This window comes from Paraburkholderia sp. WS6 (assembly GCF_030464835.1).
GTDB lineage: Bacteria > Pseudomonadota > Gammaproteobacteria > Burkholderiales > Burkholderiaceae > Paraburkholderia > Paraburkholderia madseniana.
In genome coordinates this window covers 310,309-334,229 of the sequence record NZ_JALQCK010000001.1, presented here as the reverse complement: position 1 = coordinate 334,229, position 23,921 = coordinate 310,309, and the positions used below count along the sequence as shown (strand labels likewise).

Sequence of the window (23,921 nt, the reverse complement as noted above, 5' to 3'; positions counted from 1 at the left end):
GACGCCAGGCCGCGGCGATTCGCGGCCCCAGGCGTTGTGACTTCAGTCTTTAAGCCGGCAGCTTCGTCGCAGCTTCGTCGACCTGCGTGCGGGTCACGGACAACTCTTCGAGCAGCGCCTCAGCGTACACAGCGCCGGTTTCGCGTTCCAGACGCGCGATCGTCGCCGCGCAACGGTTCGCGTCCTTCAGCGTCGCGATGAACGACTTCACCGATTCACCCGCCTTGAAGGCGTCGAACAGCGGCACGCGGATGTCGTCCGGCAGCGGACGCGCTGTCCATTGATACGGCTTGCCGTTGAACGTGAACTGCGGCGGCAGTACGCGCTCTTTCTTCGCAGCCGGAATCAGACCGAAGGTGCGCGCGGCGTCGCCGATCTGCTCGGCCGAAAACAGCTCGTCCGGGCTGATGTCGAATTGCTGAATGAAGGTCTCGATGCTGTGCATCGCTGCTGCGCGGTCGTCACGGCGCTTTTGCGCATGAGCGACGATGTCGCGCAGTTCGTCGGCTTCTTCAGGCGTGATCGTGAAGCTCGACTGCTTCTGCTGGAGTTCGGAAAAACGCAGGAATTCGGAATCGGTCAGAAGTTTCGCCATTGCTTGATCGTTGAGCGCGCATGAGGAGACCCCTGCGGCGTGATTTTTGAAAGGGTCGCCATTCTAAACCATGTGCGTTAAACGGCCTCTTCCCGAAACATCGATAGCGCCTGCACTGTCTCGCGCAGCAGCGCTGTTGCCGCCTCCAGAGTCGGCGCAACGTATTCGTCGATGCGCCGCAAGTACGGGCAAGTGAGCACCGCGATCGCCTGGCCTGACGGCCCCTGGATCGGGAACGTGACGTCCGTGACGCCGAACGTCTGCTGGCTGTCCTTCTGCGAAAAACCTGCCGCGCGAATCCGCTCGCATGCCTGTTCCAACGCGTCACGATCGATCGTGACTTCGCCTTTCACCTTGGTGTGTTCGGCCAGCATCTGGTCGCGCTGCTCGACGCTTTGAAACGCGAGCATCACGCGGCCCGAACCCGTATCGATCAGGCCGACCCGCGAGCCGAGCCGCACCGACATGCCCCATGTGCCCGGCCCGTCCACTTGAGCGATCACCAGCAGATTGCCGCGGTCGTACACCACAAGGTGACACGATTGCTCGGCCGCATCGGCAAAGCGCTGCATTAGCGGCAGCGCTTCGGAGATCAGGCGGTTCATCGGCGGATGACGATGCGCGAGTGCATACAGCTTCAGACTCAGCGAATAACGGTCGCCCGCCGCCGAGCGCACCACGTACTGCCGTGCGACCAGACGCTCCAGCATCCGGTACATCTCGCTCGCGTTGCGTCCCAGCAGCTTGGTGATTTCGGCGCGCGTCAGCCCTTCTTTCTGCTCGGCGAGCAGTTCAAGGATGTCGAGGCCCTTGTCCAACGCGGGGGCGCGGTAACGGTCGGCGTCGTCTTTGTCTTCTGCGTCCATAGCGAGCGAGGTTCCGTGTGTTGTTCTCATTATCTGGCGCGTGAGTGTAAGTGCGGGGCGAATCTTGCGCGAGGTGGCACTGCGCCAGGGGAAACACCGAGATGTGCTGCAGTGCACATCGCTTGACTTCGAAAAGTCCGTATATGAATAATACGTTCATTGGTGAATGAACGCACACCAATACTTCATAAGAAAGCGCAGGACCAAGTGCCCACCACTCGCATGGCGGGTTCACGCAGTTCCCACAACGCATGCATGGGGCCGGAGTAAGCGCTAAAGCGCTAACTCCGGACCGACACAGGAGACAACCATGTCGTTCGCGAAAGGGCCGCACCCGGCTCGCCGTTTGTTCCAGAGTTCGCTGTTCGCCGTTGCGGCGGCAGCTTGCGTCGCCGGCCTCGCCGTCAGCGGTGCGGCACACGCCGCTGACGCCGGCAAGGTCGGCCTCGGTCTGCCGCTTCTCACGTCGCCGTTCTGGCAGTCGTACAACAACTATCTGCCCAAGTACGCGAAGGACATGGGCATCGATATCCTCGCACCGGTCAATTCGAACGGCGATCCGGCCCAGCAGATCACCGACATGAACAACCTGCTGAACCTCGGTGCGAAGGGCATCGTGGTCGGCCCGCTGGATTCGGCTGCGATCAGTCGCGCGCTCGATGCAGCATCGTCGAAGAACGTGCCGGTGGTCGCCGTCGACGTCGCGCCGACGCAAGGCAAGGTGGCGATGGTGGTGCGCGCCGACAATCGCGCCTACGGCGAGAAAGCGTGCAAGTACATCGGCGAGCATGTGAAGTCGGGCAAGGTCGTGCAGATCATGGGCGACCTGGTGTCGGTGAATGGACGCGACCGGTCCGAAGCGTTCCGCTCGTGTCTGAAGGGCTTCCCGGGTTTGTCGCTGCTGGAGATTCCGGCAAGTTGGAAGGGTGATGTCGCGGCTACCGCGCTCGACAGTCTGCTCACCGCGAATCCTGACGTGAAGGCAATCTACATGCAGGCAGGTGGTGTCTATCTGTCGCCCACGCTGCAAACGTTGCGCCGCAAGCAGATGCTGTTTCCGGCCGGCGATGCGAAGCACGTCGTGATTGTCAGTAACGACGGCATTCCGCAGGAGTTCGAGGCCATCCGTCGCGGTGATATCGACGCCACCATTTCGCAGCCTGCCGATTCCTACGCGAAATACGGTCTCTTCTATATCAAGGCGGCGTTGGCCGGACAGACGTTCAAGCCGGGCCCGACGGATCACGGCAGCAACATCGTCCAGCTGGCGCCGGGCATTCTCGAAGATCAATTGCCCGCACCGCTCGTCACGAAGTCGAATGTCGACGACAAAGCGTTGTGGGGCAACACCGTTAAATGAGCGAGCCGACGCCCTCCGTGCCGGTCGTCGAAGCGTTTGAGGTCACCAAACGCTTCGGCTCCACGGCCGCGTTGAAAGACGTGAGTATCCGCGTGATGCCCGGCGAGTCGCATGCGCTCGTCGGGCGTAACGGTGCGGGCAAATCGACGCTGGTGTCGATCCTCACCGGCTTGCGCAAGCCCGATACCGGCGAGGTGCGTTTTGGCGGCGCGGCCGCGCCGTCGATTGCGGATCGCGATGCATGGCGCGAGCGTGTGGCCTGCGTTTATCAGCATTCGACGATCATTCGCGATCTGAGCGTCGCGGAGAATCTGTTCATCAATCGGCAGCCGTCACGCGGGGGCGTGATCGATTGGCGCGCCATGCGCCGCGATGCGCGTGAGTTGCTCGATCATTGGAAGATCGACGTACGCGAAGATGTGCGCGCCGGCGATCTGAGCGTGGAAGCCCGGCAACTCGTGGAGATTGTGCGGGCGTTGTCGTACGGTGCGCGCTTCATCATTCTCGATGAACCGACCGCGCAGCTCGACGGCGACGAAATCAAGCGCCTGTTCCGCCGCATCAGCGAGTTGCAGCGCGAAGGCGTGACGTTCCTCTTTATTTCTCATCACCTGCAGGAAGTCTATGAAATCTGCCAGGCGGTGACGGTGCTGCGTGACGCGCGGCATATCGTCAGTGCGCCGGTTTCCGCGTTGCCACGCGAGCAGTTGATCGAAGCGATGACCGGCGAGCGTGGTGGCCTGGCCGTCGCCGATGCGGCGGCGCGCGATGCGTTGCCGGCGGACACTGCCATTGCGCTGGAAGTCAAAGATCTGGTGGGTTCCGATTACGAAGGTGTGTCGTTCACGGTGAAGCGCGGCGAAGTGGTAGGGCTGACCGGCGCAACGAGTAGCGGCCGCACCAGCGTGGCCGAAGCGATTGCCGGTTTGCGTGCGGCCAGGCGCGGCTCGATCAGTGTGGATGGTGTGACGCTGCCGCCTGGCGATGTCCCTGTTGCGCTGGCGCACGGCATCGGCTGCGTGCCGAAGGATCGCCATCACGAAGGCCTGGTGCTGACGCAATCGGTTGCCGAAAACGCCTCGATGACGATCGCGCGCCTGCTCGGCAAATTCGGCATTGCGCCGCCTGCGAAAAAGAACGCCTTCGGTCAGAAGATGATCGACGCGCTCGGCATCGTCGCGCAAGGCCCCGAGCATGTCGTGTCAGGGCTGTCGGGCGGCAATCAGCAGAAGGTCGTGATGGCGCGCGCACTCGCCACCGATCCGAACGTGCTTGTATTGATCGACCCCACGGCAGGCGTCGATGTGAAATCGAAAGAAGCGTTGCTGTCAGTCGTGGATCGCGTGCGAGAGGAGGGCAAGGCCGTGCTGGTCGTGTCCGGCGAACTCGACGATCTGCGTACCTGTGACCGTGTGCTGGTCATGTTCCGTGGCCGTGTCGCGGCCGAATTTCCCGCGGGTTGGCAAGACCACGACCTGATCGCATCCGTTGAAGGAGTCAGTCTCCATGAAGAATAGTGTGCCCAGCCCCGCATTCGGCACCCCGCAAGGTCAGGCACAGCCGCAGCTCGTCGCACAGGCGACGCGCGGCAAACGTGCTCGCAGCGAACTCGCCCGGCTGCGCGAACTGGCGTTGCTGCCCGCGCTTGCGCTGTTGCTCGTGATCGGCGCGTTTGTGAGCCCGAGCTTTCTGACGAAGGCGAATCTGATCAGCGTGCTGGGGGCGTCCGCGGCATTGGCGTTGGTCGTACTCGCCGAATCGCTGATCGTGTTGACCGGCAAGTTCGATCTGTCGCTCGAATCGACGGTGGGCATTGCGCCGGCTATCGGCGCGATGCTGGTGATGCCGGCTGCGTCCGCGGGCTTCGGGATGCAATGGCCGGCGGCGGCGGGTTTGCTGGCTATCCTCGTGGTCGGCGCGGTGATTGGCTTCGTCAACGGTTTCCTGGTGGTGCGGTTGCGGCTGAACGCCTTCATCGTCACGCTGGCGATGCTGATCGTGTTGCGCGGCATGCTGGTCGGCGCGACCAAAGGCGGCACGCTGTTCGATATGCCGCCGTCGTTCTTCTCGCTCGCCACCACCATCGTGCTCGGTTTGCCGTTGTCGGTGTGGCTCGCGGCGGCAGCGTTTGCCATCGCTGCGTTCGTGCTGCGCTATCACCGCCTGGGCCGCGCGTTATATGCGATCGGTGGTAATCCGGAAGCGGCGCGCGCGGCGGGGATTCGCGTCGAGCGCATTACGTGGGGGGTATTCGTGCTCGGCAGTATGCTGGCCTCGGTGGGCGGTCTGATCGTGACCGGGTACGTGGGGGCGATCAACGCGAACCAGGGTAACGGCATGATTTTCACGGTGTTCGCGGCGGCGGTGATTGGCGGCATTTCGCTCGACGGCGGCAAGGGCTCGATGCTCGGTGCGCTCACCGGCGTGTTGCTGCTTGGCGTCGTGCAGAACCTGCTGACGCTGGCCCAAGTGCCGTCGTTCTGGATTCAGGCGATCTACGGCGCGATCATCCTCGGCTCGCTGATGGTGGCACGGCTCGCCAGCGGTGAAGGCCAGAACTAATGCACATGCATAACGGAGAACGCACTTGACCAGCCGCTCAACGCAAACGCCGCAAACGCCCCAAACATTGCAAACCGACCCACGCCTGATCCTGCTCAGTCCCGCGGATAACTGCCTGATCGCGGCGGCGCGTCTCGATGCGGGCACGCAAGTCGAGATCGAGGGCGAGCGCGTGACGTTCACCAAAACCATCGACCTCGGCCATAAGGTCGCGCGCCATGAACTCGCGAAAGACGACAAGGTGCTGCGTTACGGCGCGGTGATCGGTCACGTGACCGAGGCGGTGGCGCGCGGTGCGCATCTGCATACGCACAACCTCGAAAGCGATTACCTGCCCACGTATACGCACGACGCGGGCCATGAGTTCGTCCATCACTGAATTGAGCACATTGACGTGGCCTTGCGCCGCGCTGGAATGATCATGACTGACACTTCCGTAGCATCCGCCGCCGCGCAGCATCAGCCCTTGTTGCAGGGTTATCCGCGCAAGGATGGCCGCAAGGGCATCCGCAATGTGGTTGCGGTGGCCTATCTGGTCGAGTGCGCGCATCACGTTGCGCGCGAGATCGTCACGCAGTTTCGCGAACCGCTCGACGCGTTCGACGATCCTTCAGCCGAACGCGAGCCACCAGTGCATCTGATCGGCTTTCCCGGTTGTTATCCGAATGGGTACGCCGAAAAGATGCTCGAGCGCCTCACCACGCATCCCAACGTGGGCGCGGTGCTGTTCGTGTCGCTCGGGTGCGAGAGCATGAATAAGCATTACCTTGTGGACGTGGTGCGCGCGAGCGGCCGTCCGGTCGAAGTCCTGACGATTCAGGAAAAAGGCGGCACACGCAGCACGATTCAATACGGCGTCGACTGGATTCGCGACGCACGCAAGCAACTTGCTGCGCAGCAGAAAGTGCCGATGGCGCTGAGCGAACTGGTGATCGGCACGATTTGCGGCGGCTCGGACGGAACCAGCGGCATTACCGCAAACCCGGCCGTGGGCCGTGCGTTCGATCATCTGATCGACGCGGGTGCGACCTGCATTTTCGAAGAAACCGGCGAGCTGGTGGGCTGCGAGTTTCATATGAAAACGCGTGCCGCGAGGCCGGAACTCGGGGATGAAATTGTCGCTTGCGTTGCGAAGGCGGCGCGCTACTACTCGATCCTCGGGCATGGCAGTTTTGCGGTCGGCAATGCGGACGGCGGCCTCACCACGCAGGAAGAGAAATCGTTAGGCGCGTATGCGAAAAGCGGCGCGTCGCCGATTGTCGGCATTATCAAACCCGGCGACGTTCCGCCGACCGGTGGCCTCTATCTTCTCGACGTTGTGCCTGACGGCGAACCGCGCTTCGGCTTCCCAAACATTAGCGACAACGCGGAAATCGGCGAACTGATCGCGTGCGGCGCGCATGTGATTCTGTTCACGACTGGACGCGGATCGGTGGTCGGTTCGGCGATTTCACCGGTCATCAAGGTGTGCGCGAATCCCGCGACCTACCGCAATCTCGCCGGCGATATGGATGTCGATGCAGGCCGCATTCTCGAAGGCCGCGGCACGCTCGACGAAGTCGGCCGCGAGGTGTTCGAGCAAACTGTGGCGGTGTCGCTCGGTGCGGCGTCGAAATCGGAAATGCTCGGTCATCAGGAATTCATCCTGACGTACAAGACTTTCGAACCAGTGGGCCCGGCTTGTTTGCCGTCGAGCGCCGCACCGCCGCATCGGGTTGTCGCGATCGAGCCGCACTGAGCGGTCCATTTGCGACGAGTCCGAGGCCACGCAGCGGGCAAATATCGTCGGCACGTGCTAAAACATAAACGGGATCAGAGTAAGCGCTGATGCGCCAACTCTGGTCGACAGCTTTGCATGGGACCAGAGTAAGCGCTAAAGCGCCAACTCTGGTCGACATAGGAGACGTGGTCCATGACGGCAAAGATCGGTTCGAAGATCGAACAGCGGCGCAACATCGGCCGTCGTGCATTGCAGGTATCCGGATTGGGGCTCGGTACGGCGCCGCTGGGTGGCCTGTATCGCGATCTGTCCGAAGAAGAAGCGCACGCGACTATCGCCGCTGCGTGGGACGCCGGCGTGCGTTTTTTCGACACCGCGCCGCACTACGGTCACACGAAAGCTGAGCACCGTCTGGGCGACGCGTTGCGCGGCTATCCGCGCAGTGAATACGTGCTGTCCACGAAAGTCGGGCGCCGCTTCGTGCCGCGCACCACGCCCTACGACGGTAGCGAAGGCTGGCAAGACCCGCTGCCGTTCCAGGCGATCTTCGACTACACGCACGACGGTATTCTGCGTTCGTTCGAAGACAGCCAGCAGCGTCTCGGCATCGTCGATATCGACATTCTGCTGGTGCACGATATTGGCGTTGTCACGCATGGCGACAAGAACCCCCATTACTGGCGGCAACTCACCGAAGGCGGCGGCTTTCGTGCGCTCGATGATCTGCGCTCCTCGGGCGCGGTCAAGGCGGTCGGGCTCGGCGTCAACGAAGGCGCGGCAATACTCGACGTGATGGCCGAATTCGATATCGATTGCGCGTTGCTCGCGGGCCGTTATACGCTGCTTGAACAGACCACGCTCGACGACCTGCTCCCAGCATGTGAACAACGCGGCGTCAGCATCCTGTTAGGCGGCGCATTCAACTCAGGCATTCTGGCGCGCGGTGTCGAAGGCGATCTGAAATTCAATTACGGCGATGCGCCGAGCGAAATCATCGAACGCGTCGCGCGGCTGGAAGCGGTGTGCCGGGTGCATGGCGTGCCGCTTGCCGCCGCGGCTTTGCAGTTTCCGTATGCGCATCCGGCGGTCGCAACCGTGTTGACCGGCGCGCGCAGTGCCGACGAATTGCGTGAGAACGCCGCGTCGTTCGAGCAGCCGATCCCAGCGGATCTGTGGTCCGCGTTGCGTGACAAAGGCTTGCTCGACAGCCGCGCGCCCGCGCCGGAGGATTGATTTGACGATACATATCGACGCTCACCAGCACTACTGGGACCCCGCTCGTGGCGACTACGAGTGGCTCACGCCGGAACTGAAAATCCTGTACCGGCCGTTCGGTCCCGACGATCTCAAGCCACTGCGAGAAGCAGCGGGCGTCGAACGGACGGTGGTGGTGCAGGCGGCGCCGACTATCGATGAGACGCGCTACTTGCTGGACATCGCGCGGCATGAGCCATCGATTGCCGGTGTAGTCGGCTGGGTGCCGTTGTTGCTGCCCACGGCACCGGCTGTGATTGGAGCGCTAGCGCATGAGCCGAAGTTCAAAGGCGTGCGGCCGATGCTGCAGGATCTACCCGACGATACATGGATTGCGAATCCCGATCTCGCGCCCGCAATCGAAGCACTGATCGAGCATGACCTCGCGTTCGACGCGTTGATTTACGCGCGGCACGTCGAGCCTTTCGAAACGTTCGCGACGCGTTTCCCCGCGCTGCGCATCGTCGTCGATCACGGCGCGAAGCCACCGATTCGTTACGGTCGCGCGGGTTGGCAAACATGGGCCGACGCAATCACTCGGCTCGCAAAGTTGCCGCAAGTGCATTGCAAGCTGTCGGGACTCGTCACCGAAGCGTCGCCCGGCTGGAGCGAAGAAACGCTTCATCCGTATGTCGAGCATCTGCTGAAGTCATTCGGTCCCTCGCGTTTGATGTGGGGCAGCGACTGGCCGGTGCTCGATCTGAACGGCGACTATCAGGTCTGGCACTCAGTGGCGAACACCTTGCTCGCGTCCTTGAGCGAGGCCGAGCGAGAGGCGGTTTTCGGCGGCAACGCCGCTGCGTTTTATCGACTTTGATGTGACGAAGACGAGTTACGAACACAAGAGAAAGCCCATTCAACTGGAGTCGCAGATGACACAAAGACTGGCCGGCAAGACGGCCCTGATCACCGCCGCAGGACAAGGTATCGGTCTCGCCACCGCAGAAATGTTCGCGCGCGAAGGCGCGCGCGTGATCGCCACCGATATCCGCATCGACGGACTCACCGGCAAGCCGGTCGAAGCGCGCAAGCTCGACGTGCGCGACAACGCGGCGATCAAGGCGCTGGCCACCGAACTCGGCGCGATCGACGTGCTGTTCAACTGCGCGGGCTTCGTGCATGCCGGCTCGATTCTCGAATGCAGCGAAGAAGATTGGGACTTCGCCTTCGACCTGAACGCGAAGGCGATGTACCGGATGATCCGCGCGTTTTTGCCTGCCATGCTGGAGAAGGGCGGCGGCTCGATCATCAATATGTCGTCGGCGGCCTCGAGCGTGAAGGGCGTGCCGAACCGCTTTGCGTACAGCGCGTCGAAAGCCGCGGTGATCGGGTTGACCAAGTCCGTCGCTGCAGACTTCATTACACGTGGTGTACGCTGTAACGCGATCTGCCCGGGCACGGTGGCTTCGCCGTCGCTCGAACAGCGGATCGTTGAGCAGGCCAAAGCGCAAGGCGCGACGCTAGAGGCCGTGCAGGCAGCCTTTGTCGCGCGTCAGCCGATGGGTCGCATCGGCAAGCCGGAAGAGATCGCCGCGTTGGCGTTGTATCTCGCGTCCGACGAATCGTCGTTCACCACCGGCCACGCGCATGTGATCGACGGTGGCTGGTCGAACTGACGCACACTGATCAACGCTGAAACACGAACCGAATACCACTGAACGGAAAGGGAAGTGCAACGATGAAACTGCTTCGTTATGGGCCGAAAGGCCAGGAAAAGCCGGGCCTGCTCGACGCGCAAGGCAAGATTCGCGATCTGTCGAAGGTGGTTGGCGATATCGACGGCGCCGCGCTGAGCGACGAAAGCCTCGCCAAGCTGCGTGCACTCGATCCGGCTTCGCTGCCGTTGGTCGAAGGCAATCCGCGCATGGGACCGTGCGTCGGCAAGATCGGCAAGTTCATCTGCATCGGGCTGAACTATGCGGACCACGCCGCCGAATCGAATCTGCCGGTGCCGGCGGAACCGGTGATTTTCAACAAGTGGACGAGCGCGATCAGTGGCCCGAACGACGACGTCGAAATTCCGCGCGGCTCGAAGAAGACCGACTGGGAAGTCGAACTCGGCGTGGTGATCGGCAAGCCCGCGAAATATATCGACGAAGCCAACGCACTCGACTACGTCGCCGGTTACTGCGTGATCAACGACGTGTCGGAACGCGAATGGCAGATCGAACGCGGCGGCACGTGGGACAAGGGTAAGGGCTTCGATACGTTCGGCCCGATCGGCCCGTGGGTCGTGACGCGCGACGAAGTCGCCGATCCGCAGAACCTGAGCCTGTGGCTCGAAGTGGACGGTCACCGCTATCAGAACGGCAGCACGAAGACGATGGTGTTTGGCGTCGCGAAGCTGGTGTCGTATGTGTCGCAGTGCATGAGCCTGCAACCGGGCGATGTGATTTCGACCGGCACGCCGCCGGGCGTCGGCATGGGCGTGAAGCCGAATCCGGTGTATCTGAAGCCAGGCCAGACGATACGTCTCGGTATTGAAGGTCTCGGCGAACAGACGCAGAAGACTTACGCGGCGGAATAAGCGGTGCGATAGACGGTGCAGTAAGCCGCACAATTGGCACCGTTCAGAATGAAAAACCGCGCCTGCTTCCCAGCAGGCGCGGTTTTTTTATGTACCCCGGTGTGAGCCTTATGACTCGCCCGTCCCATCTCCAATGCACGGTTCCGTTCAACCCGCCGGCTCGTGCTCGCCGTTCTCGCTGATGCGATTGATCGTGCCTTGCGCAACGGCGACGAGTTTCTCGCGCTGCCCGTCCATCACATACACATTGCACTGGCAGGTCGCCTGATAGCGTCCCGCGTAGACGACCTTCGCCCGCGCGATCAGCGTGCCGTTCATCACCGGCCGCAGATAGTTGATCTTGTACTCGCCGGTCACGACCTTCGGCCCCAGCGACAGCGCGCCGGCGAACGTCAGCGCATTGTCGGCGAGATAACTGATGACACCGCCATGCACAAAGCCATGTTGTTGCCGCAACTCGTCGCGGATCGGCAGACACAGCGTCAGTTCGTTGGTGCCGGTGTGCATCAGTTCGGTGCCCAGCAGCATGCTGAACGGCTGGGCATGCAGTGCGCCGCGCGCCCGGTCGAGGATGTCGGTCATTGTGATTCCTTCGGGCGTAGCCCGCAGTGGCATCTGCACCGGCGTCCATTGTGCAGTCCCTACCCACTCTAGGAAGCGCCGACGCATCGCGTCAAGGTGAATCCAAAATATCTGCGCAGCATTGTTGCGAAAAATGACGGGAATTGCGAAGTTGGCCGATGAAAAGGGGACGTAAGACGATTTTTGACGACATTGATCTCAAGCAAAGTTTGGCCTTGCCGTTAACCCTGACGTAGGTCCCGTCATTCTTTGCTTTAGGTGTTCACGATGTTCAGCAAGATCAAGGTCGCATCCGGCCTGTTGTGTGTTCTGGCCGCGTTCTGCGTTTTCCAGCTTGTCACGGTGGGTTTGGGATTCTGGTCGCTCACGCGCACGCATGACGACGTGGGTGATCTGTCGAATATCGCCTTGAAGCAGGTGGACGCGGTCAATGAAACGACCCAGCATCTGATGGATGCGCGCATCAACCTGTCGCGGGCGGGTACGCGCATGGTGCGCGGCGGCGCCGAGCCGGCCGACATCGTGCAGCATGCCCGCGAACAGCTGACGGCGGCCGACCAGTCGTTCGGCGCGTTTATGAGCGCGCAGAAGACCAGCGACGAAAACAGCACCCGCGCTGCGGCGCTCGCCGAGCGCTACAAAAAGCTGCACGACGCGCTTGCGGAACTGGTGCAGTTTCTCGACTCGAACAATATCCAGGCCTTTCTCGACCAGCCGACCCAAGGCTTCCAGGACGCGTACCTCGCGGAGTCGCACAACTTCGTGCAATTCGGCGCCGCCGCGAGCCGCGCGTCGCTCGATTCGATCGACACCCGCATGGCCACGTTCCGCGCCGTCAGCATCGCGATCCTGCTGGCATTGGTGACGGGCACATTCGGCGTGTACGCAGCGCTCCGTAAGTGCGTGGTGGCGCCGCTGGAAGAAGCCGGCCGTCACTTCGACCGCATCGCGCAAGGGCGTCTCGACCAGCCGATCGCTTCGCGCGGTACCAATGAGATCGGCCGCCTCTTCTCGGGCCTCGCGAAAATGCAGGCGAGCGTGGCGCGCACCGTGCAAACCGTGCGCGAATCCGCTGACTCGATTCATCTCGGCGCCGACGAAATTGCCACCGGCAACGCCGATCTGTCGGCACGTACAGAAAACCAGGCGGCATCGCTCGAAGAAACCGCGTCGAGCATGGAGGAATTGACCGCCACGGTGCGCCAGAACGCCGATCACGCCCGTGAAGCCAATGCCCTCGCCGAAACCGCCTTGGAGGCGACCTCGCGCGGCAGCGAAGTGGTCAACGAGGTGGTCGACAAGATGCGCGGCATCGCGCAAAGCTCGGACAAGATCGCCGAGATCATTTCGGTGATCGACGGCATCGCGTTCCAGACCAATATCCTCGCGCTGAACGCGGCCGTCGAAGCGGCGCGCGCGGGCGAGCAGGGCCGTGGCTTCGCCGTAGTGGCGGGCGAGGTGCGCGGGCTCGCCCAGCGCAGCGCGCAATCGGCGAAGGAAATCAAGACGCTGATCAGCGAATCCGTCGCCGAAATTCAGGGCGGTTCGGCGCTGGTCGAGCATGCCGGTGAGGCGATGAGCAACGTTTCCGCGTCGATTTCGCGCGTCACGCAGATGATGGCGGAAATCAGCGCATCGTCGCTCGAGCAGAGCACGGGCATCGAGCAGGTCAACCAGGCGGTGGTGCAGATGGACGAGATGACGCAGCAGAACGCGGCGCTCGTCGAGGAAGCCGCCGCAGCGGCAGCCTCGCTGCATCAGCAGACGCAGCAATTGAAGGACGCCGTTTCCGTGTTCGAAATTTCTGAGACTGTGTTGCGAATGCAACAAATGGACGACCTGCGCGGGCAAACGGCGGCGTTTGCGTTGTCAGGAATGCGGGCGATCTAGACCGCGAACGTGCCCAAAAAGAGGGCATCTGCAATAGAAAATGGCCCGCCAAAGCGGGCCATTTTGCATTAGACGCAAGCGCCTAAGGGTGCCTCAACGTACCGGAAGGTACTTAGGCCGGCTGGATGTTCGCAGCTTGCTTGCCCTTCGGGCCTTGCTTGACTTCGAACGTCACTTTCTGGTTTTCCTGCAGGGACTTGAAGCCGCTGCCTTGAACTTCCGAAAAGTGTGCAAACAGGTCTTCGCCGCCGTCGTCCGGGGTGATGAAGCCAAAGCCCTTTGCATCGTTAAACCACTTCACAGTACCTGTTGCCATTTTTAATCCAGTAAATGTTGTGTGTTGCATTCGCGACCGCTATTTCTCAACACGAGATCGAGCGCGAAGTACGAGTTGTATCACGTCTTTATGATGGACGCCAATCAACAAGTATTCGGGTATTCCCCTGATTGGACCCTTTTGAGGTTCGGAAACCATTTTCCAAGGGGGCCCAGCCGGTAGGGTAAACTGCTTGTATTACTCTTCCAGGAAAAACATTGACACATTATTTGCAAGATGAACTTACCTCATTCTGGAGTCGTTTGACCCCCTATCTCGCGATATTGGAGTCGAAATCACCTCAAGAAAGCGCCCCGGATCCGGTCGGCCGTATCACGGTCGATACCGAAGAGCACCAGGCTTTCGCCCTTCACACCACCGATAAAAAGCCGCACGGCGACACATCGGATACCCCCACCGGACACAGCGCGACCTACACGCGATTCAAAACTGCCGACGCCGATTGGGGACCTTGGCAACGCGAAGAATACTGATTGACCGGTCAGTCGGCTTTTGACGCCGATGCCCGGGAAGACGGCGGCCGGCACTTAGCCCGGCAAGGCGTCATAGGCGGTCGCGAGGTGATAGGGGGTGGTCGACGGCATGTCGGCGCGCACCACATCACCGGCGGCCGTTTTGCATTCGAACCAGCCTTGCGGACGCAGGAAGCGTTGCCTGAAGAGTTCGATTTGCCGCGGCAGCGCGGCGTGCGCAGCGGGGTCGTCATGGCTCGCCAGGGCGCGCAGGTACTCGGTCTGCGCCCAGATCCGCTGGGTGGCGTCCTTGATGCGTCCGGTTTCGTCGAGCGAGGCGTACACGCCGCCCGTTTGCGGGTCCACGCCATATTGCTGCGCGAAGCTGAACGCGCGCGTCAGCGATTCGTCGAGACCTGAGGCTTCGAACAACGCACCCGCCTGCTTGACCAGCCAGAACCATTCGAACTGGTGCCCCGGTTCCAGACGGTTGTCGTCCGCGCCAATCGGCAATTCGGCGACGCAGCCGGTCGGCGCATGCACGAAGTGATGCGCGATGGCGCCGGCGAGGCGGCGCAACGCGGCGTCGAAGGCGTTGTCGCGCGTGACTTCGCGGGCGGCCAACCAGGCTTCGGTGAGGTGCATTAAGGGATTCTGGATCGGCGTGCCGGTCACGCTGGCGAAGTCCGCGGTGAGTGCGGCGTTGAACAGATCATCGTCGGCCGCGAAGTGCGACTGAATTAGTGACGACGTGCGATGCACGACTTCCAGCGCGTCGCGGTTGCCGGAACGGCCGGCATATTCCGCGCAGGCGAACACGACGAACGCATGCGTGTACAAGTCTTTGGTCGTGTCGAGCGGCGCGCCCTGCGCATCCACGCTATAGAACCATCCGCCGTTGCGCGTGTCCTGAAAGGCGTGCATCAGCGAGTCGAACAGCACCTGGGCATGCGCTGCATCGCCTGCTTGCGAGAACACGAACAATTGTCGCGCGCACGCCATCGCCCGATAACGCTCCGCGGGCAACGGTTCGGGACCCTCGGCGCTGACCGCTTCGTAGGGCAGCTTCAGCACGGGGTTGAAACCGGGTCCGCGCCACAGCGGCAGCACGACGTGAGTGAAGTGATCACGCAGTGTGGTGGCAAGCGGGATGGTCGAAGCGGTGAAAGGGGTCATGCTCTGCATAGTTCGGTTGGTCAAACGCGGTCATTCGAAGCGCGTGCGGGTTTTGGCTCTTGCCACGGCGCGCGCCGCCGGCGATCGTGGGTGCTGATTGGCCCGCAATAGGGCAGTTCGACAGCGGCACGACGATCGTCCCAGCAACCCGCGCGGCGACGTGCGGCCAAGCATAAAGCAAACGGCTGCCGCTGGCACTCCGTCACAGTGATCACGTTGCACCGCGTGTCGAATACCGAATATGAAGCGATCTGCTCGCGCCTGCGTCAGTTGCACGGCGTCAAGCAGTTTCGGCAGGGCGAGGCGTCGTCTTAAAGACGGAAAAACCTCGGCGAATGGCTTCGGCAGGGGCGGGCGGCCGTGCGACAATGCGGTCTCGAAAAATTCCAATGGCATTGACGAGCGGTGCTCGGCGCCCGCTTTCCGGCGACGACCGCTTTTTTCTCTATGGCAGATTCCGCAGCATCCACGCAGTCCCGGCCTCAGCGCGCCGCTTCGAAGAAGCGGCGGCAGGCCACCGTCTCGACCGAAACTGAAAACAAGCTGGCGCGTGCCGCGCGCTCGGCACAACGTCTCGCGCAACTGAGCGATGCCTCGCGCGACGACAGCACGCTCGACCTGTTCCCCGACGATCCCACTCGCGCCACGCTGGAAGCGATGAATATCGACGTCCGGCAAGGCACGTTGCACGGCTTTGAATTACCCGATGTCGTGCTGGCCGCGGTTGGCGCGATCGATGCCGACGGCATGTCGCTGGAGGCAAGGGCGGCGCGGCGCGCGCCTCGCGCTGCGAAATCGGATGAACCGGTGCAGGTGAATGCGCAATTGAGTGGGCTGGAGACGGAGGCCGTGGAGGCCACGGCATCGCCTGTCGGCGAGCTGGCTTTCGGGGATGTGAAGGCGGCAGCGGAAGCGTCGGCCCAAGAGAAGCCGGCGGCGTCGGCACGTGACGCGGTTGTGCCGCTCACGTCTGCGATGGCGGCGGCGACTGTGGCGCGCAGCGTGACCGCGCTGCGCCAGGCTGCTGAGCCGGGTGCCACGACGATAGATGCAGCGGTTGCGTCGACCTCGGGCGGTGCCAGGCCGCCTATTCCGCCGCAGCGTTTCGCGGCGACTTTTGCCAAGGCGACGACGGCTTCGAGAGAAGCGGTCGGCGCAGAAGGCGCGCATGCGGGAGCGGAGCGTGCTTTGTCTTCCTCCGAGTCTGGGGCTGATTCCGGCGCGGTGGTTGCTGAGCCGAGGCCGGCTGCGAAGTCGTCGGGCAATGTGTCTGCGTTTGCGCCCGCATCGGCATCTGCGCTGGCGTCGGCGTCGGCATCAGCGCCCGCATCAGCCTCGGCATCTGCCGCACACACAAACGCGTCTTTCTCTGCGCCTTCTTTCCGTGAAGCCCAGCGCGCCGAAGCAGCCGCGGCAGCGCTGCGGGCCGCGCCTGAACTCGACCGCGCGCGTGCTACGGCCTTCGCCGATACCGTCGATGCCCTGTACGGCGTGATCGCCGATCAACGCCTCGCCGCGACCGACCATTCACGCCGAATGAAGTGGATGTTGTCGATCGTGGTGGGCGCGTTGCTGATGACAGTCGCGATCGGTATCACGCAGACGGTGCTCCTGATGCGCCTGACGCGTGAAACCACCGCCCAGCAACACCGCATCGAACAGATGATGCAGAACCAGCAGGCCGCCATGGCCAGCTTGCTCGACACGCACATCGCGATGGCCAACGCGACGGCGGCCAATGCGGCTTCTGACGCAGCCGCAACCGCAGCGCCTCAGCCAGCCGTGGCCACGCCAGCGCATGGCAAACGCGGCACGCGCGCACAGCACGCGCACAAGCCGAAGGCTGCCAATTCGCACTGATATTCAACGACTGCCGCGCTGGCGTTAGCCGGCCGCGGCAGCTCGTTTTGCCCGCGCAAACAGCCGGGCGCCTATTCCCGCTCCCGGCCCCGCAGCATCGCGGCTTCCAGTCCTGAACCCCCAGCCCCGCTCTCGCTCCCTGTCTCCCAGGATAGGCGCCGTAAGGCAACACCCGCCGCCAACACCTCGCAAGCCAAACGTCGCGTTTTACACTCTCGTTGCTGTTGCGAAGCCGGACCGGATACGCCAGCGCATCTTCTGACGGGAGCCACCATGCCGACCAGCACGCACAAATATTCGATCGAGGAACTGCTAGGCGCGCTTCTGCGCGATCAGGGCATCCACGAAGGGCACTGGGCGTTGAACGTCGAGTTTTCGGCGACGGGCGCTTCCGTCAAGCCGCAAGAGAACCCCGCGCGGACCTTGCCGGGGCTGATTGTCTCCGTCAACAGCGCGACGCTGATGCGTGCGGAGAGCACTGCGGAGGGTGCAGTCGATGCAGCCGTAGTGAACCCTCGTAAAAACACGACGAGCGCGAAACCCACGCGCAGCAGAAAGCCGCAATCGACCACCCTTCAGTAAGCGGACGCTTTTGACCCTGAAATACGAAAAACGGGGACGTTGTCATGGTGCGACGCACCATGGACTAAAACCCTGTGACAACACACCACACCCGAGAAATTGCTGCATTGCACTAGCTTTTGCCTAGGGAAAACCCTATAATTCTTCTTAAGGGAAAACCCTAGCTAATGCAGTAACCAACCGGGAGTCGCCATGAGCTTCATTTTTGCATTGTTCCAAAAGGTCAGCGACCTCTTTGCGTCGCCCCACCTGCCGCTGGATTCGGACTACTCGTACGCAGCACGTAGCCGCGAAGCAGAGCGCATGCGCAAAGCGCAATCTACGTTGTTCGGCATCAAGCTGAGCGACTAAAAAGCAAATTCGTATGGCCTGAGCGCGGACCATCGCGCATGGGCGCGCACGTCGAGTGCGCCTCGCATCATTGAAGCCACCGCCCGCGAAACGCGTGCCGTGGCTTTTGTTTTTGGTGCGCTCGCAGCCCGATTTCCAGTTTTTCCGAATATTTCCCGGCCGAAATGGATGTAACGGCGCCTCACACGGCGCCATCGTGTCATTCAGTTGATCCACCGCGCATGTGCTATAGACGGGCGGCGAAGGTCGAAAAGACTCCCATTCATCAGTCTTTTCCAATGAAATGTGCGCTTACAAGTGCTCACGTCTTCATGCGGTTTGCACCGCTAAAGTTGGTCTCAAGCGTACGGCGTCTGGTCCGAACCCAAAATAGCGGTTCGATGTCGACCGAACACGGGCGCTGGCTTGATACAAAACTTTGCATGGGAGGTCACGATGAAAACCTTTAACAAGACGTCGCGTTCGATTGTTGCAACCTTGCTGGCGGGCGGCGCGTTGCTCGCAGCCGGCAGTGCTTTCGCCCAGGAACGGGTGGTTGTCGAGAATGGTCCGGGACCGGCGGTGTACGGTCAGCCGCACAAGATGCCGGTGGGCGTGTCGATCAACATCGGCTGGCACGGCGATCGTTACTACGACGGCCACCGCTACTGGGCTCATGACGACTGGATGCGTCATCATCCGCACGACTACGATCCGCATCATCACGGCGACGATCATCGCCCGCCGCCCCCGCGCTACTAATGCGCGCATGACGGCGCCGTGCGACGCGGCGTGAAGTTCGCAAAGCCGGTCTTTCCTCACGGAAGACCGGCTTTGCCACGTTCGGTCTTGGAAAACGGCGCGCTACGCTATGCTCGAAGGCTTTCATCGACGGCAGCAGGAGAGCGGCGTGGACGAGGCAGTCATAGGCGTAGTGGGCACTGGATTGATGGGCGTCGGCATTGCGACGCAAAGCGCGTTGCATGGGCATCGGACGATCGTTCACGACGTCGACCCGGCGCGCCTCGCGAGCGTCGCGCCCAAGGCGGAAGCGGTACTCGACGAACTGATCGACGCCGGGCGCATCGACCACGCCGCCAAACAGGCGGCGCTCGGGCGCATCGAGACACATGCGCAACTCGACGTTATGGCGGCGGCGCAATTCGTGATCGAGGCGATTCCCGAGGTGCTGGAACTGAAGCATCGCCTGTATGCGTCGCTGGCTGAACTGATGGCAGACGATGCGATTCTCGCGAGCAACACAAGCGGTTTCCCACCCGATCAACTGGTTGCTCCGTTGCGCGCGAAGGAGCGTTTTCTGATCGCGCATTTCTGGAATCCGCCGCACATGATCCCGCTCGTCGAAGTCGTGCCGGGTACCGCGACCGCGCCGGAAGTCACCGAACGTACCGCTGCGTTGATGAGCGCGATCGGCATGGAGCCGGTGGTGCTCGCGAAGGCGATTCCGGGTTTTGTCGGCAACCGGCTGCAGTTCGCGGTGCTGCGCGAGGCGTTGAACATCGTGCGTTCGGGAGCGGCGACGCCTGACGTGGTCGATCGGGTCATGAAGGCATCGCTCGGGCGCCGGTGGAGGATCGTCGGGCCGCTCGAGGGCGCGGACATGGGCGGCCTCGATACCTTCCTCGATATCTCCCAGCATCTGATGCCGGAACTCGCCAAAGACGAAGACGTGCTCGATCTGCTGCGGGTGCAGGTGAACGCGGGGCGTGTTGGCGTACGTAGCGGTGCTGGTTTCTATGATTGGGACGACGCCCATTTGGCGCGCGTCAAAGCAGGCCGCAAGCAGGTGATTAGTCGCGGTTAATGGCGTTGCACGCACGTAGCGTGAAGCGGATCATGCAATCCAGATAATCAGGCATTTGGTCCAGAGTGGGACACGCTCGTCAGGAGTCGTTGCGTCTGAGAGCGGCGCGCCATGATTACCAGTTTTCCCGTTTCTTGTTGGTCGTGATTGCCCCAAGGGCTTGCTTCGAACTCGACGCCTTCTGAGTTCGGCCTGAGCGGTTGGCGATCGACGGAGGTTTCGCTTTCTTGGCGTCAGGGACGTGCCGTTGAAGCTTCGGCGTCTCGGCCTGCTCTGGTTCACTACCTGTCAAGACGGAGCGCGAAGCCAACCGATGAACAGGAATTCACGGAAGCGCGAATAGCCGTAGTCCGCTTCACTCCCGCCTCCAGCACCCCCAGCGAGTCTGCGGTATAAATACCTCCCGCCTCACCCCCAAACCCCAACACCACCCATGCCCCACTACTTCTACAACCCCGCCACCGGTCACGGCCTCCCGCACGACCCGTTCAAGGCCATCGTCGCTCCGCGCCTGATCGGCTGGATTTCCTCACGCGCCACCGACGGCACCCTGAACCTCGCGCCCTACAGCTTCTTCGGCGCGTTCGCCAGCTTCCCGCCGATCATCGGCTTCTGCAGCGAAGGCCGTAAAGACAGCATCGCCAACATCGAGGCCACCGGCGAATTCGTCTGGAATCTGTCCAGCAAGCCGCTCGCCGAGCAGATGAACCGTTCCTCCGCACCGGTCCCGTCCCACGTCGACGAATTCGAACTCGCCGGCCTGACACCCGCGCCTGGCCGCAACGTCGCCGTGCCGCACGTCGCCGAATCGCCGGCCGCTCTCGAATGCAAGCTGCTGCAAGTGGTCCGTCTGCATACCCTCGACGGCAAGCCGATGGACAACTACCTGTCGCTCGGGCAAGTGGTCGGCGTCCACGTCAACGAGGCCTATCTGAAAGACGGTTTGTTCGACACCCACGCCGCGCAACCGATCATGCGCGCGGGCTACCGCGCGGACTACGCGGGAATCGGCGAGATGTTCCAGATGTTTCGCCCGAGCGCATAATGGTCCGCAACAGCCGAAGCGTTTGAAGCAAGACGCACTGCGTAATGCGTGGTGCGTCCTCAGCCTGGTCGCCTTCGAGCAACGCATAGCCACCCCCGCAAACTGGCCCGCTTGATGCTTGCAACCGACGCTCCAACGCGTCGTTTTCAACTGCCGGCTCACTCAAGAGGAGCGCGATCATGTCCACCGAATTCGCTACGCAGTTCAGCCATGTCCGTCCGCAAGACACGTCCTACGTGGATCAGGGCCTACGCGACTTTTTTCTTTACCGCGATTTAGGCATCGCGCAGGCAACCGGCGGCAAGGTGCTCGCGCAACTCGTCAAGGCGAATCACGCACCAGAGCAAGGCACCGGTTGGCACCGTCATGAGGCCGATTTCCACATTGTGATCATGTTGAAGGGCTGGGCGCGCTTCATGTACGGCGACAAGGAGACGCTCGTCGCCGCCGGCGATTGCGTGCATCAGGCGCCGGGCATCGTCCACTATCTGTTCGATTACTCCGAAGATATGGAGTACATCGAGATCGTGTCGCCGGCCGATTTCAAGTCGATTGAAGTCGAAGGTCCGTGCGAAGTCCCGGCGGTGCAGCCGTGGAAGAGCGCCGTGGCTTGACTCACGATTGTGTCGCGGGCGGCCGCCGGCGCGGCGCCCGTGACGCCGCCTGCTGAGGCTTGGTGCCGCTGCCGGAGCTAACTCCGTTCGGCGCGTCGGTGACCACCGTCGTCGCCGAACCCACTTCGACATCGACCACCGCCGCCGCAGCCGGCGCTGCCGCCATCACCTCAGCCGCCGCAGCCACCGACACCGGCTGAATCGTCCGCGCCCGCGAACTCACCACCACCGCACGCGGTTCGTTGTCGTAAATCACGGCCCGCACGCGTGGATAAATCTGCCGCTCCCACCGATGTCCATTGAACACGCCATAGTGCCCCACACCGGTCTGCACATGATGCGTCTTCAGATAAGGCCTCAACTTGTCGCACATATCCTGCGCAGCAAGCGTCTGCCCAACCGCGCAAATATCGTCTTTTTCACCCTCCACGGTCAGCAGCGCAGTACGTCGAATCTTCGAAGGCTCCACAAGCCGCCCTTCCACCTCGAGTTCATGCAACGGCAGCGCGTGCCGCTGAAAAACCGTATCGACGGTCTCCAGATAAAAATCGGCCGTCAGGTCCATCGTCGCGAAGTATTCTTCGTAGAAAGTACGGATCGTATCGGCCTTTGCCGGATCGCCTTTGGCCCGCTCGTAATGCATGGTCTCGAACGAGTCGAGATGGCGGTTAAGGTTCATCGCCATGAACGCGGTCAGTTGCACGAAGCCGGGATACACGCGACGGTGCGCACCCCCAAAACCGAACGGCACCGCGCTGATCAGGTTCTGCTCGAACCACTCGATCGGCTTGCTTTTAGCCAGTTCGTTGACGCGCGTCGGGTTGATGCGGGTGTCGAGCGGGCCGGCCATCAGTGTCATGCTGGCGGGCTGCGCGGGGTTGTCGTCGGCGGCCATTAGCGCGACCGCGGCCAAAGCGGCGACCGTCGGCTGACACACCGCGAGCAGATGCGCGCCCGGCCCGATTGTTTCGATGAAGTCGATCACGTGCCGTACGTATTCGTTGAAGCCAAAACGGCCTTGGCTCAGCGGGACATCACGCGGGTTGTGCCAATCGGTGATGTAAACGTCGTGCTCGGCCAGCATCGTGCGCACGGTACCGCGCAGCAGCGTCGCGAAGTGGCCGGACATGGGCGCGATCACCAGCACGCGCGGTTGCGGATGAGAAGGCGCGGTGTCTTTACGGAAATGCAACAGCGAACAGAACGGCGTGTGCGCCGCGACTTCCTCGACGATCTGTACGGATTTGCCTTCCGTCACCACGCTATCGATGCCGAATGGCGGCCTGACAGGCGTGAGTCCGGCGAGCGTCAGCAATTCGCAAGCCGCGCGTATCGAGCGTCCATGCGACGTATCGCCAAACGCGGGCCAGGCGTCGAGCGAATGATTCACCAGCGCTGCGCCGTGCCGCATCGGCAGCATCATGTCGGCGAAAGCCTGGTATGTGGGATATGCGAACAGGTTCATAACCTTCGCACGAGTGCAGAAAGGGAAGGAGCCCGAATAGAGGCAAGTCATGTGCCAATCGTGCAGTCGCACTGACGCGGCCGTCACTGCACGTTGGCATAGCATTTGCGCCGGTCATGGGAACGGGCCGAATTTGCCGCGCTTTGGTGCGCCCGCGCACGACAACGTGCATGCGCATCGCCAGGCGTCGGACGAACGCCTCATCTGGAGGAGAATCGTATGGCGAATACCACGCTCACCATCAGCAGCAAGAACTATTCGTCGTGGTCGCTGCGCGGCTGGCTGCTGACCAAATTCAGCGGCCTGCCGTTCGAAGAGATCGTGATGCCGATCGACGATCCCGCCGCGCGCGCCGAATTGTTGCTGCTGTCGCCGTCGATTCTGGTGCCATGTCTCTTTCACGACGGCATCAAGGTCTGGGACACCCTCGCGATTGCCGAATATCTGAACGAATTGAAGCCGGAAGCGGCGCTATTGCCCAAAGACATCCGCGCGCGAGCGCATTGCCGCTCGATCTGCGGCGAGATGCATTCGGGTTTTGGCTCGCTGCGCTCGGCGTTGCCGATGAATCTGAAAGCGCATTTTCCGGGCTTCAAGGTGTGGGCGCGGGCGCAGTCGGATATCGACCGCATCGTGACAATCTGGAGCGAGTGCCTGAAGCAGTACGGTGGGCCGTTTCTGTTCGGCGAGCGCAGTGCGGCGGATGCGATGTACGCGCCCGTGGTGACGCGTTTCGTGACTTACGACGTCAAGCTGGATCCGGAGATCGTCGACTATGGGCAGCGGATCATGGCGCTGCCCGAGATGCAGCAATGGATCGCGGACGCGCAGCAGGAAGTGGAGGAGATCGACGAATTGGACGTCGAGTTTTGATCACGG

Annotated in this window: 25 protein-coding genes and 1 pseudogene; 20 read left to right on the top strand and 6 right to left on the bottom strand. The window is 62.1% G+C overall.

Going from position 1 to position 23,921, the window contains the following annotated elements; translation table 11 throughout:
• Positions 1 to 49: 49 nt before the first annotated feature.
• Both M0D64_RS01415 and M0D64_RS01410 read right to left on the bottom strand, forming a co-directional pair.
• Entirely contained in the window at positions 50 to 595 is a 546-nt protein-coding gene (locus tag M0D64_RS01415; protein WP_266237795.1) for a hypothetical protein, read from the bottom strand.
• A 77-nt stretch (positions 596 to 672) separates the two neighbouring features.
• Positions 673 to 1,461: an IclR family transcriptional regulator gene (locus M0D64_RS01410; RefSeq protein ID WP_266237797.1), complete on the bottom strand. Its 789-nt coding sequence runs from the start codon at positions 1,459 to 1,461 to the stop codon at positions 673 to 675.
• A 310-nt stretch (positions 1,462 to 1,771) separates the two neighbouring features.
• On the opposite strand from M0D64_RS01410, the gene M0D64_RS01405 reads away from it, so the two are divergent.
• From M0D64_RS01405 to M0D64_RS01365, 9 genes are all read left to right on the top strand, one after another.
• Positions 1,772 to 2,821: a sugar ABC transporter substrate-binding protein gene (locus tag M0D64_RS01405; protein WP_266256350.1), complete on the top strand. Its 1,050-nt coding sequence runs from the start codon at positions 1,772 to 1,774 to the stop codon at positions 2,819 to 2,821.
• A complete protein-coding gene (locus M0D64_RS01400; RefSeq protein ID WP_266256349.1) occupies positions 2,818 to 4,338 on the top strand; it encodes a sugar ABC transporter ATP-binding protein in 1,521 nt (506 codons plus the stop codon). The genes M0D64_RS01405 and M0D64_RS01400 overlap by 4 nt, the downstream gene beginning before the upstream one ends.
• The gene (locus M0D64_RS01395) at positions 4,328 to 5,383 is read left to right on the top strand and encodes an ABC transporter permease (protein ID WP_266256348.1); all 1,056 of its coding nucleotides are present in this window, start codon (positions 4,328 to 4,330) and stop codon (positions 5,381 to 5,383) included. The genes M0D64_RS01400 and M0D64_RS01395 overlap by 11 nt, the downstream gene beginning before the upstream one ends.
• A gap of 25 nt (positions 5,384 to 5,408) precedes the next feature.
• Positions 5,409 to 5,762: a UxaA family hydrolase gene (locus M0D64_RS01390; protein ID WP_266237806.1), complete on the top strand. Its 354-nt coding sequence runs from the start codon at positions 5,409 to 5,411 to the stop codon at positions 5,760 to 5,762.
• Between the two features lie 42 nt (positions 5,763 to 5,804).
• Complete coding sequence (locus tag M0D64_RS01385; protein WP_054034919.1) at positions 5,805 to 7,121, top strand: UxaA family hydrolase; 1,317 nt, start codon at positions 5,805 to 5,807, stop codon at positions 7,119 to 7,121.
• A gap of 174 nt (positions 7,122 to 7,295) precedes the next feature.
• The gene (locus M0D64_RS01380) at positions 7,296 to 8,336 is read left to right on the top strand and encodes an aldo/keto reductase (protein WP_266237810.1); all 1,041 of its coding nucleotides are present in this window, start codon (positions 7,296 to 7,298) and stop codon (positions 8,334 to 8,336) included.
• Positions 8,337 to 8,343: 7 nt separating this feature from the next.
• The gene (locus tag M0D64_RS01375; RefSeq protein WP_266238270.1) at positions 8,344 to 9,174 is read left to right on the top strand and encodes an amidohydrolase; all 831 of its coding nucleotides are present in this window, start codon (positions 8,344 to 8,346) and stop codon (positions 9,172 to 9,174) included.
• A gap of 55 nt (positions 9,175 to 9,229) precedes the next feature.
• Positions 9,230 to 9,973, top strand: a complete 744-nt coding sequence (locus M0D64_RS01370; RefSeq protein ID WP_266256347.1) for an SDR family oxidoreductase — start codon at positions 9,230 to 9,232, stop codon at positions 9,971 to 9,973.
• A gap of 62 nt (positions 9,974 to 10,035) precedes the next feature.
• Positions 10,036 to 10,884: an ureidoglycolate lyase gene (locus M0D64_RS01365; protein WP_266256346.1), complete on the top strand. Its 849-nt coding sequence runs from the start codon at positions 10,036 to 10,038 to the stop codon at positions 10,882 to 10,884.
• A gap of 147 nt (positions 10,885 to 11,031) precedes the next feature.
• Here the strand turns inward: M0D64_RS01365 and M0D64_RS01360 are convergent, their stop codons facing one another.
• Complete coding sequence (locus M0D64_RS01360; RefSeq protein ID WP_154557986.1) at positions 11,032 to 11,466, bottom strand: PaaI family thioesterase; 435 nt, start codon at positions 11,464 to 11,466, stop codon at positions 11,032 to 11,034.
• Between the two features lie 267 nt (positions 11,467 to 11,733).
• Here M0D64_RS01360 and M0D64_RS01355 point away from each other — a divergent pair, with 267 nt between their 5' ends.
• Positions 11,734 to 13,356: a methyl-accepting chemotaxis protein gene (locus M0D64_RS01355; RefSeq protein ID WP_266256345.1), complete on the top strand. Its 1,623-nt coding sequence runs from the start codon at positions 11,734 to 11,736 to the stop codon at positions 13,354 to 13,356.
• Positions 13,357 to 13,468: 112 nt separating this feature from the next.
• Here M0D64_RS01355 and M0D64_RS01350 read toward each other — a convergent pair whose 3' ends face one another.
• Positions 13,469 to 13,672 (bottom strand): cold-shock protein, encoded by a 204-nt coding sequence (locus M0D64_RS01350; RefSeq protein ID WP_007178724.1) that lies wholly within the window; start codon positions 13,670 to 13,672, stop codon positions 13,469 to 13,471.
• A 218-nt stretch (positions 13,673 to 13,890) separates the two neighbouring features.
• Between M0D64_RS01350 and M0D64_RS01345 the strand changes: the two genes are divergently transcribed.
• Positions 13,891 to 14,166, top strand: a complete 276-nt coding sequence (locus M0D64_RS01345) for a hypothetical protein (RefSeq protein WP_266256344.1) — start codon at positions 13,891 to 13,893, stop codon at positions 14,164 to 14,166.
• Positions 14,167 to 14,220: 54 nt separating this feature from the next.
• Here the strand turns inward: M0D64_RS01345 and M0D64_RS01340 are convergent, their stop codons facing one another.
• Positions 14,221 to 15,330 carry an AGE family epimerase/isomerase gene (locus M0D64_RS01340; protein WP_266238272.1) on the bottom strand — a complete coding sequence of 370 codons (1,110 nt, stop codon included), beginning with the start codon at positions 15,328 to 15,330 and terminating at the stop codon, positions 14,221 to 14,223.
• A gap of 192 nt (positions 15,331 to 15,522) precedes the next feature.
• Here M0D64_RS01340 and M0D64_RS01335 point away from each other — a divergent pair.
• From M0D64_RS01335 to M0D64_RS01300, 8 genes and pseudogenes are all read left to right on the top strand, one after another.
• Positions 15,523 to 15,636, top strand: a pseudogene (locus M0D64_RS01335) (MgtC/SapB family protein); the annotation flags it as partial.
• 132 nt (positions 15,637 to 15,768) lie between these two features.
• Positions 15,769 to 17,181: a hypothetical protein gene (locus M0D64_RS01330; protein WP_266256343.1), complete on the top strand. Its 1,413-nt coding sequence runs from the start codon at positions 15,769 to 15,771 to the stop codon at positions 17,179 to 17,181.
• Positions 17,182 to 17,454: 273 nt separating this feature from the next.
• Complete coding sequence (locus M0D64_RS01325; protein ID WP_154557982.1) at positions 17,455 to 17,763, top strand: hypothetical protein; 309 nt, start codon at positions 17,455 to 17,457, stop codon at positions 17,761 to 17,763.
• A gap of 192 nt (positions 17,764 to 17,955) precedes the next feature.
• Complete coding sequence (locus tag M0D64_RS01320; protein ID WP_166618131.1) at positions 17,956 to 18,114, top strand: hypothetical protein; 159 nt, start codon at positions 17,956 to 17,958, stop codon at positions 18,112 to 18,114.
• A 435-nt stretch (positions 18,115 to 18,549) separates the two neighbouring features.
• The gene (locus M0D64_RS01315) at positions 18,550 to 18,855 is read left to right on the top strand and encodes a hypothetical protein (protein WP_266256342.1); all 306 of its coding nucleotides are present in this window, start codon (positions 18,550 to 18,552) and stop codon (positions 18,853 to 18,855) included.
• 109 nt (positions 18,856 to 18,964) lie between these two features.
• Positions 18,965 to 19,918 (top strand): 3-hydroxyacyl-CoA dehydrogenase family protein, encoded by a 954-nt coding sequence (locus M0D64_RS01310; RefSeq protein WP_266256341.1) that lies wholly within the window; start codon positions 18,965 to 18,967, stop codon positions 19,916 to 19,918.
• 433 nt (positions 19,919 to 20,351) lie between these two features.
• Positions 20,352 to 20,963 carry a flavin reductase family protein gene (locus M0D64_RS01305; protein WP_266256340.1) on the top strand — a complete coding sequence of 204 codons (612 nt, stop codon included), beginning with the start codon at positions 20,352 to 20,354 and terminating at the stop codon, positions 20,961 to 20,963.
• Positions 20,964 to 21,142: 179 nt separating this feature from the next.
• Positions 21,143 to 21,577 (top strand): cupin domain-containing protein, encoded by a 435-nt coding sequence (locus M0D64_RS01300; RefSeq protein WP_093634459.1) that lies wholly within the window; start codon positions 21,143 to 21,145, stop codon positions 21,575 to 21,577.
• A 1-nt stretch (position 21,578) separates the two neighbouring features.
• On the opposite strand, the gene M0D64_RS01295 is transcribed toward M0D64_RS01300, so the two are convergent.
• A complete protein-coding gene (locus M0D64_RS01295) occupies positions 21,579 to 23,042 on the bottom strand; it encodes a polyhydroxyalkanoate depolymerase (RefSeq protein ID WP_266256339.1) in 1,464 nt (487 codons plus the stop codon).
• Positions 23,043 to 23,261: 219 nt separating this feature from the next.
• On the opposite strand from M0D64_RS01295, the gene M0D64_RS01290 reads away from it, so the two are divergent.
• A complete protein-coding gene (locus M0D64_RS01290; RefSeq protein ID WP_054034774.1) occupies positions 23,262 to 23,915 on the top strand; it encodes a glutathione S-transferase family protein in 654 nt (217 codons plus the stop codon).
• The last annotated feature ends 6 nt before the right edge of the window (positions 23,916 to 23,921 follow it).

Bases quoted from the DNA above. Each gene is read 5' to 3' on its own strand.
- M0D64_RS01340 (WP_266238272.1), bottom strand. From the start codon at position 15,330: ATGCAGAGCATGACCCCTTTCACCGCTTCGACCATCCCGCTTGCCACC.
- M0D64_RS01385 (WP_054034919.1), top strand. From the start codon at position 5,805: ATGACTGACACTTCCGTAGCATCCGCCGCCGCGCAGCATCAGCCCTTG.
- M0D64_RS01355 (WP_266256345.1), top strand. From the start codon at position 11,734: ATGTTCAGCAAGATCAAGGTCGCATCCGGCCTGTTGTGTGTTCTGGCC.
- M0D64_RS01370 (WP_266256347.1), top strand. From the start codon at position 9,230: ATGACACAAAGACTGGCCGGCAAGACGGCCCTGATCACCGCCGCAGGA.
- M0D64_RS01415 (WP_266237795.1), bottom strand. From the start codon at position 595: ATGGCGAAACTTCTGACCGATTCCGAATTCCTGCGTTTTTCCGAACTC.
- M0D64_RS01290 (WP_054034774.1), top strand. From the start codon at position 23,262: ATGGCGAATACCACGCTCACCATCAGCAGCAAGAACTATTCGTCGTGG.
- M0D64_RS01330 (WP_266256343.1), top strand. From the start codon at position 15,769: ATGGCAGATTCCGCAGCATCCACGCAGTCCCGGCCTCAGCGCGCCGCT.
- M0D64_RS01305 (WP_266256340.1), top strand. From the start codon at position 20,352: ATGCCCCACTACTTCTACAACCCCGCCACCGGTCACGGCCTCCCGCAC.
- M0D64_RS01350 (WP_007178724.1), bottom strand. From the start codon at position 13,672: ATGGCAACAGGTACTGTGAAGTGGTTTAACGATGCAAAGGGCTTTGGC.
- M0D64_RS01310 (WP_266256341.1), top strand. From the start codon at position 18,965: ATGCTCGAAGGCTTTCATCGACGGCAGCAGGAGAGCGGCGTGGACGAG.
- M0D64_RS01300 (WP_093634459.1), top strand. From the start codon at position 21,143: ATGTCCACCGAATTCGCTACGCAGTTCAGCCATGTCCGTCCGCAAGAC.
- M0D64_RS01380 (WP_266237810.1), top strand. From the start codon at position 7,296: ATGACGGCAAAGATCGGTTCGAAGATCGAACAGCGGCGCAACATCGGC.
- M0D64_RS01325 (WP_154557982.1), top strand. From the start codon at position 17,455: ATGCCGACCAGCACGCACAAATATTCGATCGAGGAACTGCTAGGCGCG.
- M0D64_RS01365 (WP_266256346.1), top strand. From the start codon at position 10,036: ATGAAACTGCTTCGTTATGGGCCGAAAGGCCAGGAAAAGCCGGGCCTG.
- M0D64_RS01400 (WP_266256349.1), top strand. From the start codon at position 2,818: ATGAGCGAGCCGACGCCCTCCGTGCCGGTCGTCGAAGCGTTTGAGGTC.
- M0D64_RS01410 (WP_266237797.1), bottom strand. From the start codon at position 1,461: ATGGACGCAGAAGACAAAGACGACGCCGACCGTTACCGCGCCCCCGCG.
- M0D64_RS01295 (WP_266256339.1), bottom strand. From the start codon at position 23,042: ATGAACCTGTTCGCATATCCCACATACCAGGCTTTCGCCGACATGATG.
- M0D64_RS01320 (WP_166618131.1), top strand. From the start codon at position 17,956: ATGAGCTTCATTTTTGCATTGTTCCAAAAGGTCAGCGACCTCTTTGCG.
- M0D64_RS01360 (WP_154557986.1), bottom strand. From the start codon at position 11,466: ATGACCGACATCCTCGACCGGGCGCGCGGCGCACTGCATGCCCAGCCG.
- M0D64_RS01395 (WP_266256348.1), top strand. From the start codon at position 4,328: ATGAAGAATAGTGTGCCCAGCCCCGCATTCGGCACCCCGCAAGGTCAG.
- M0D64_RS01315 (WP_266256342.1), top strand. From the start codon at position 18,550: ATGAAAACCTTTAACAAGACGTCGCGTTCGATTGTTGCAACCTTGCTG.
- M0D64_RS01405 (WP_266256350.1), top strand. From the start codon at position 1,772: ATGTCGTTCGCGAAAGGGCCGCACCCGGCTCGCCGTTTGTTCCAGAGT.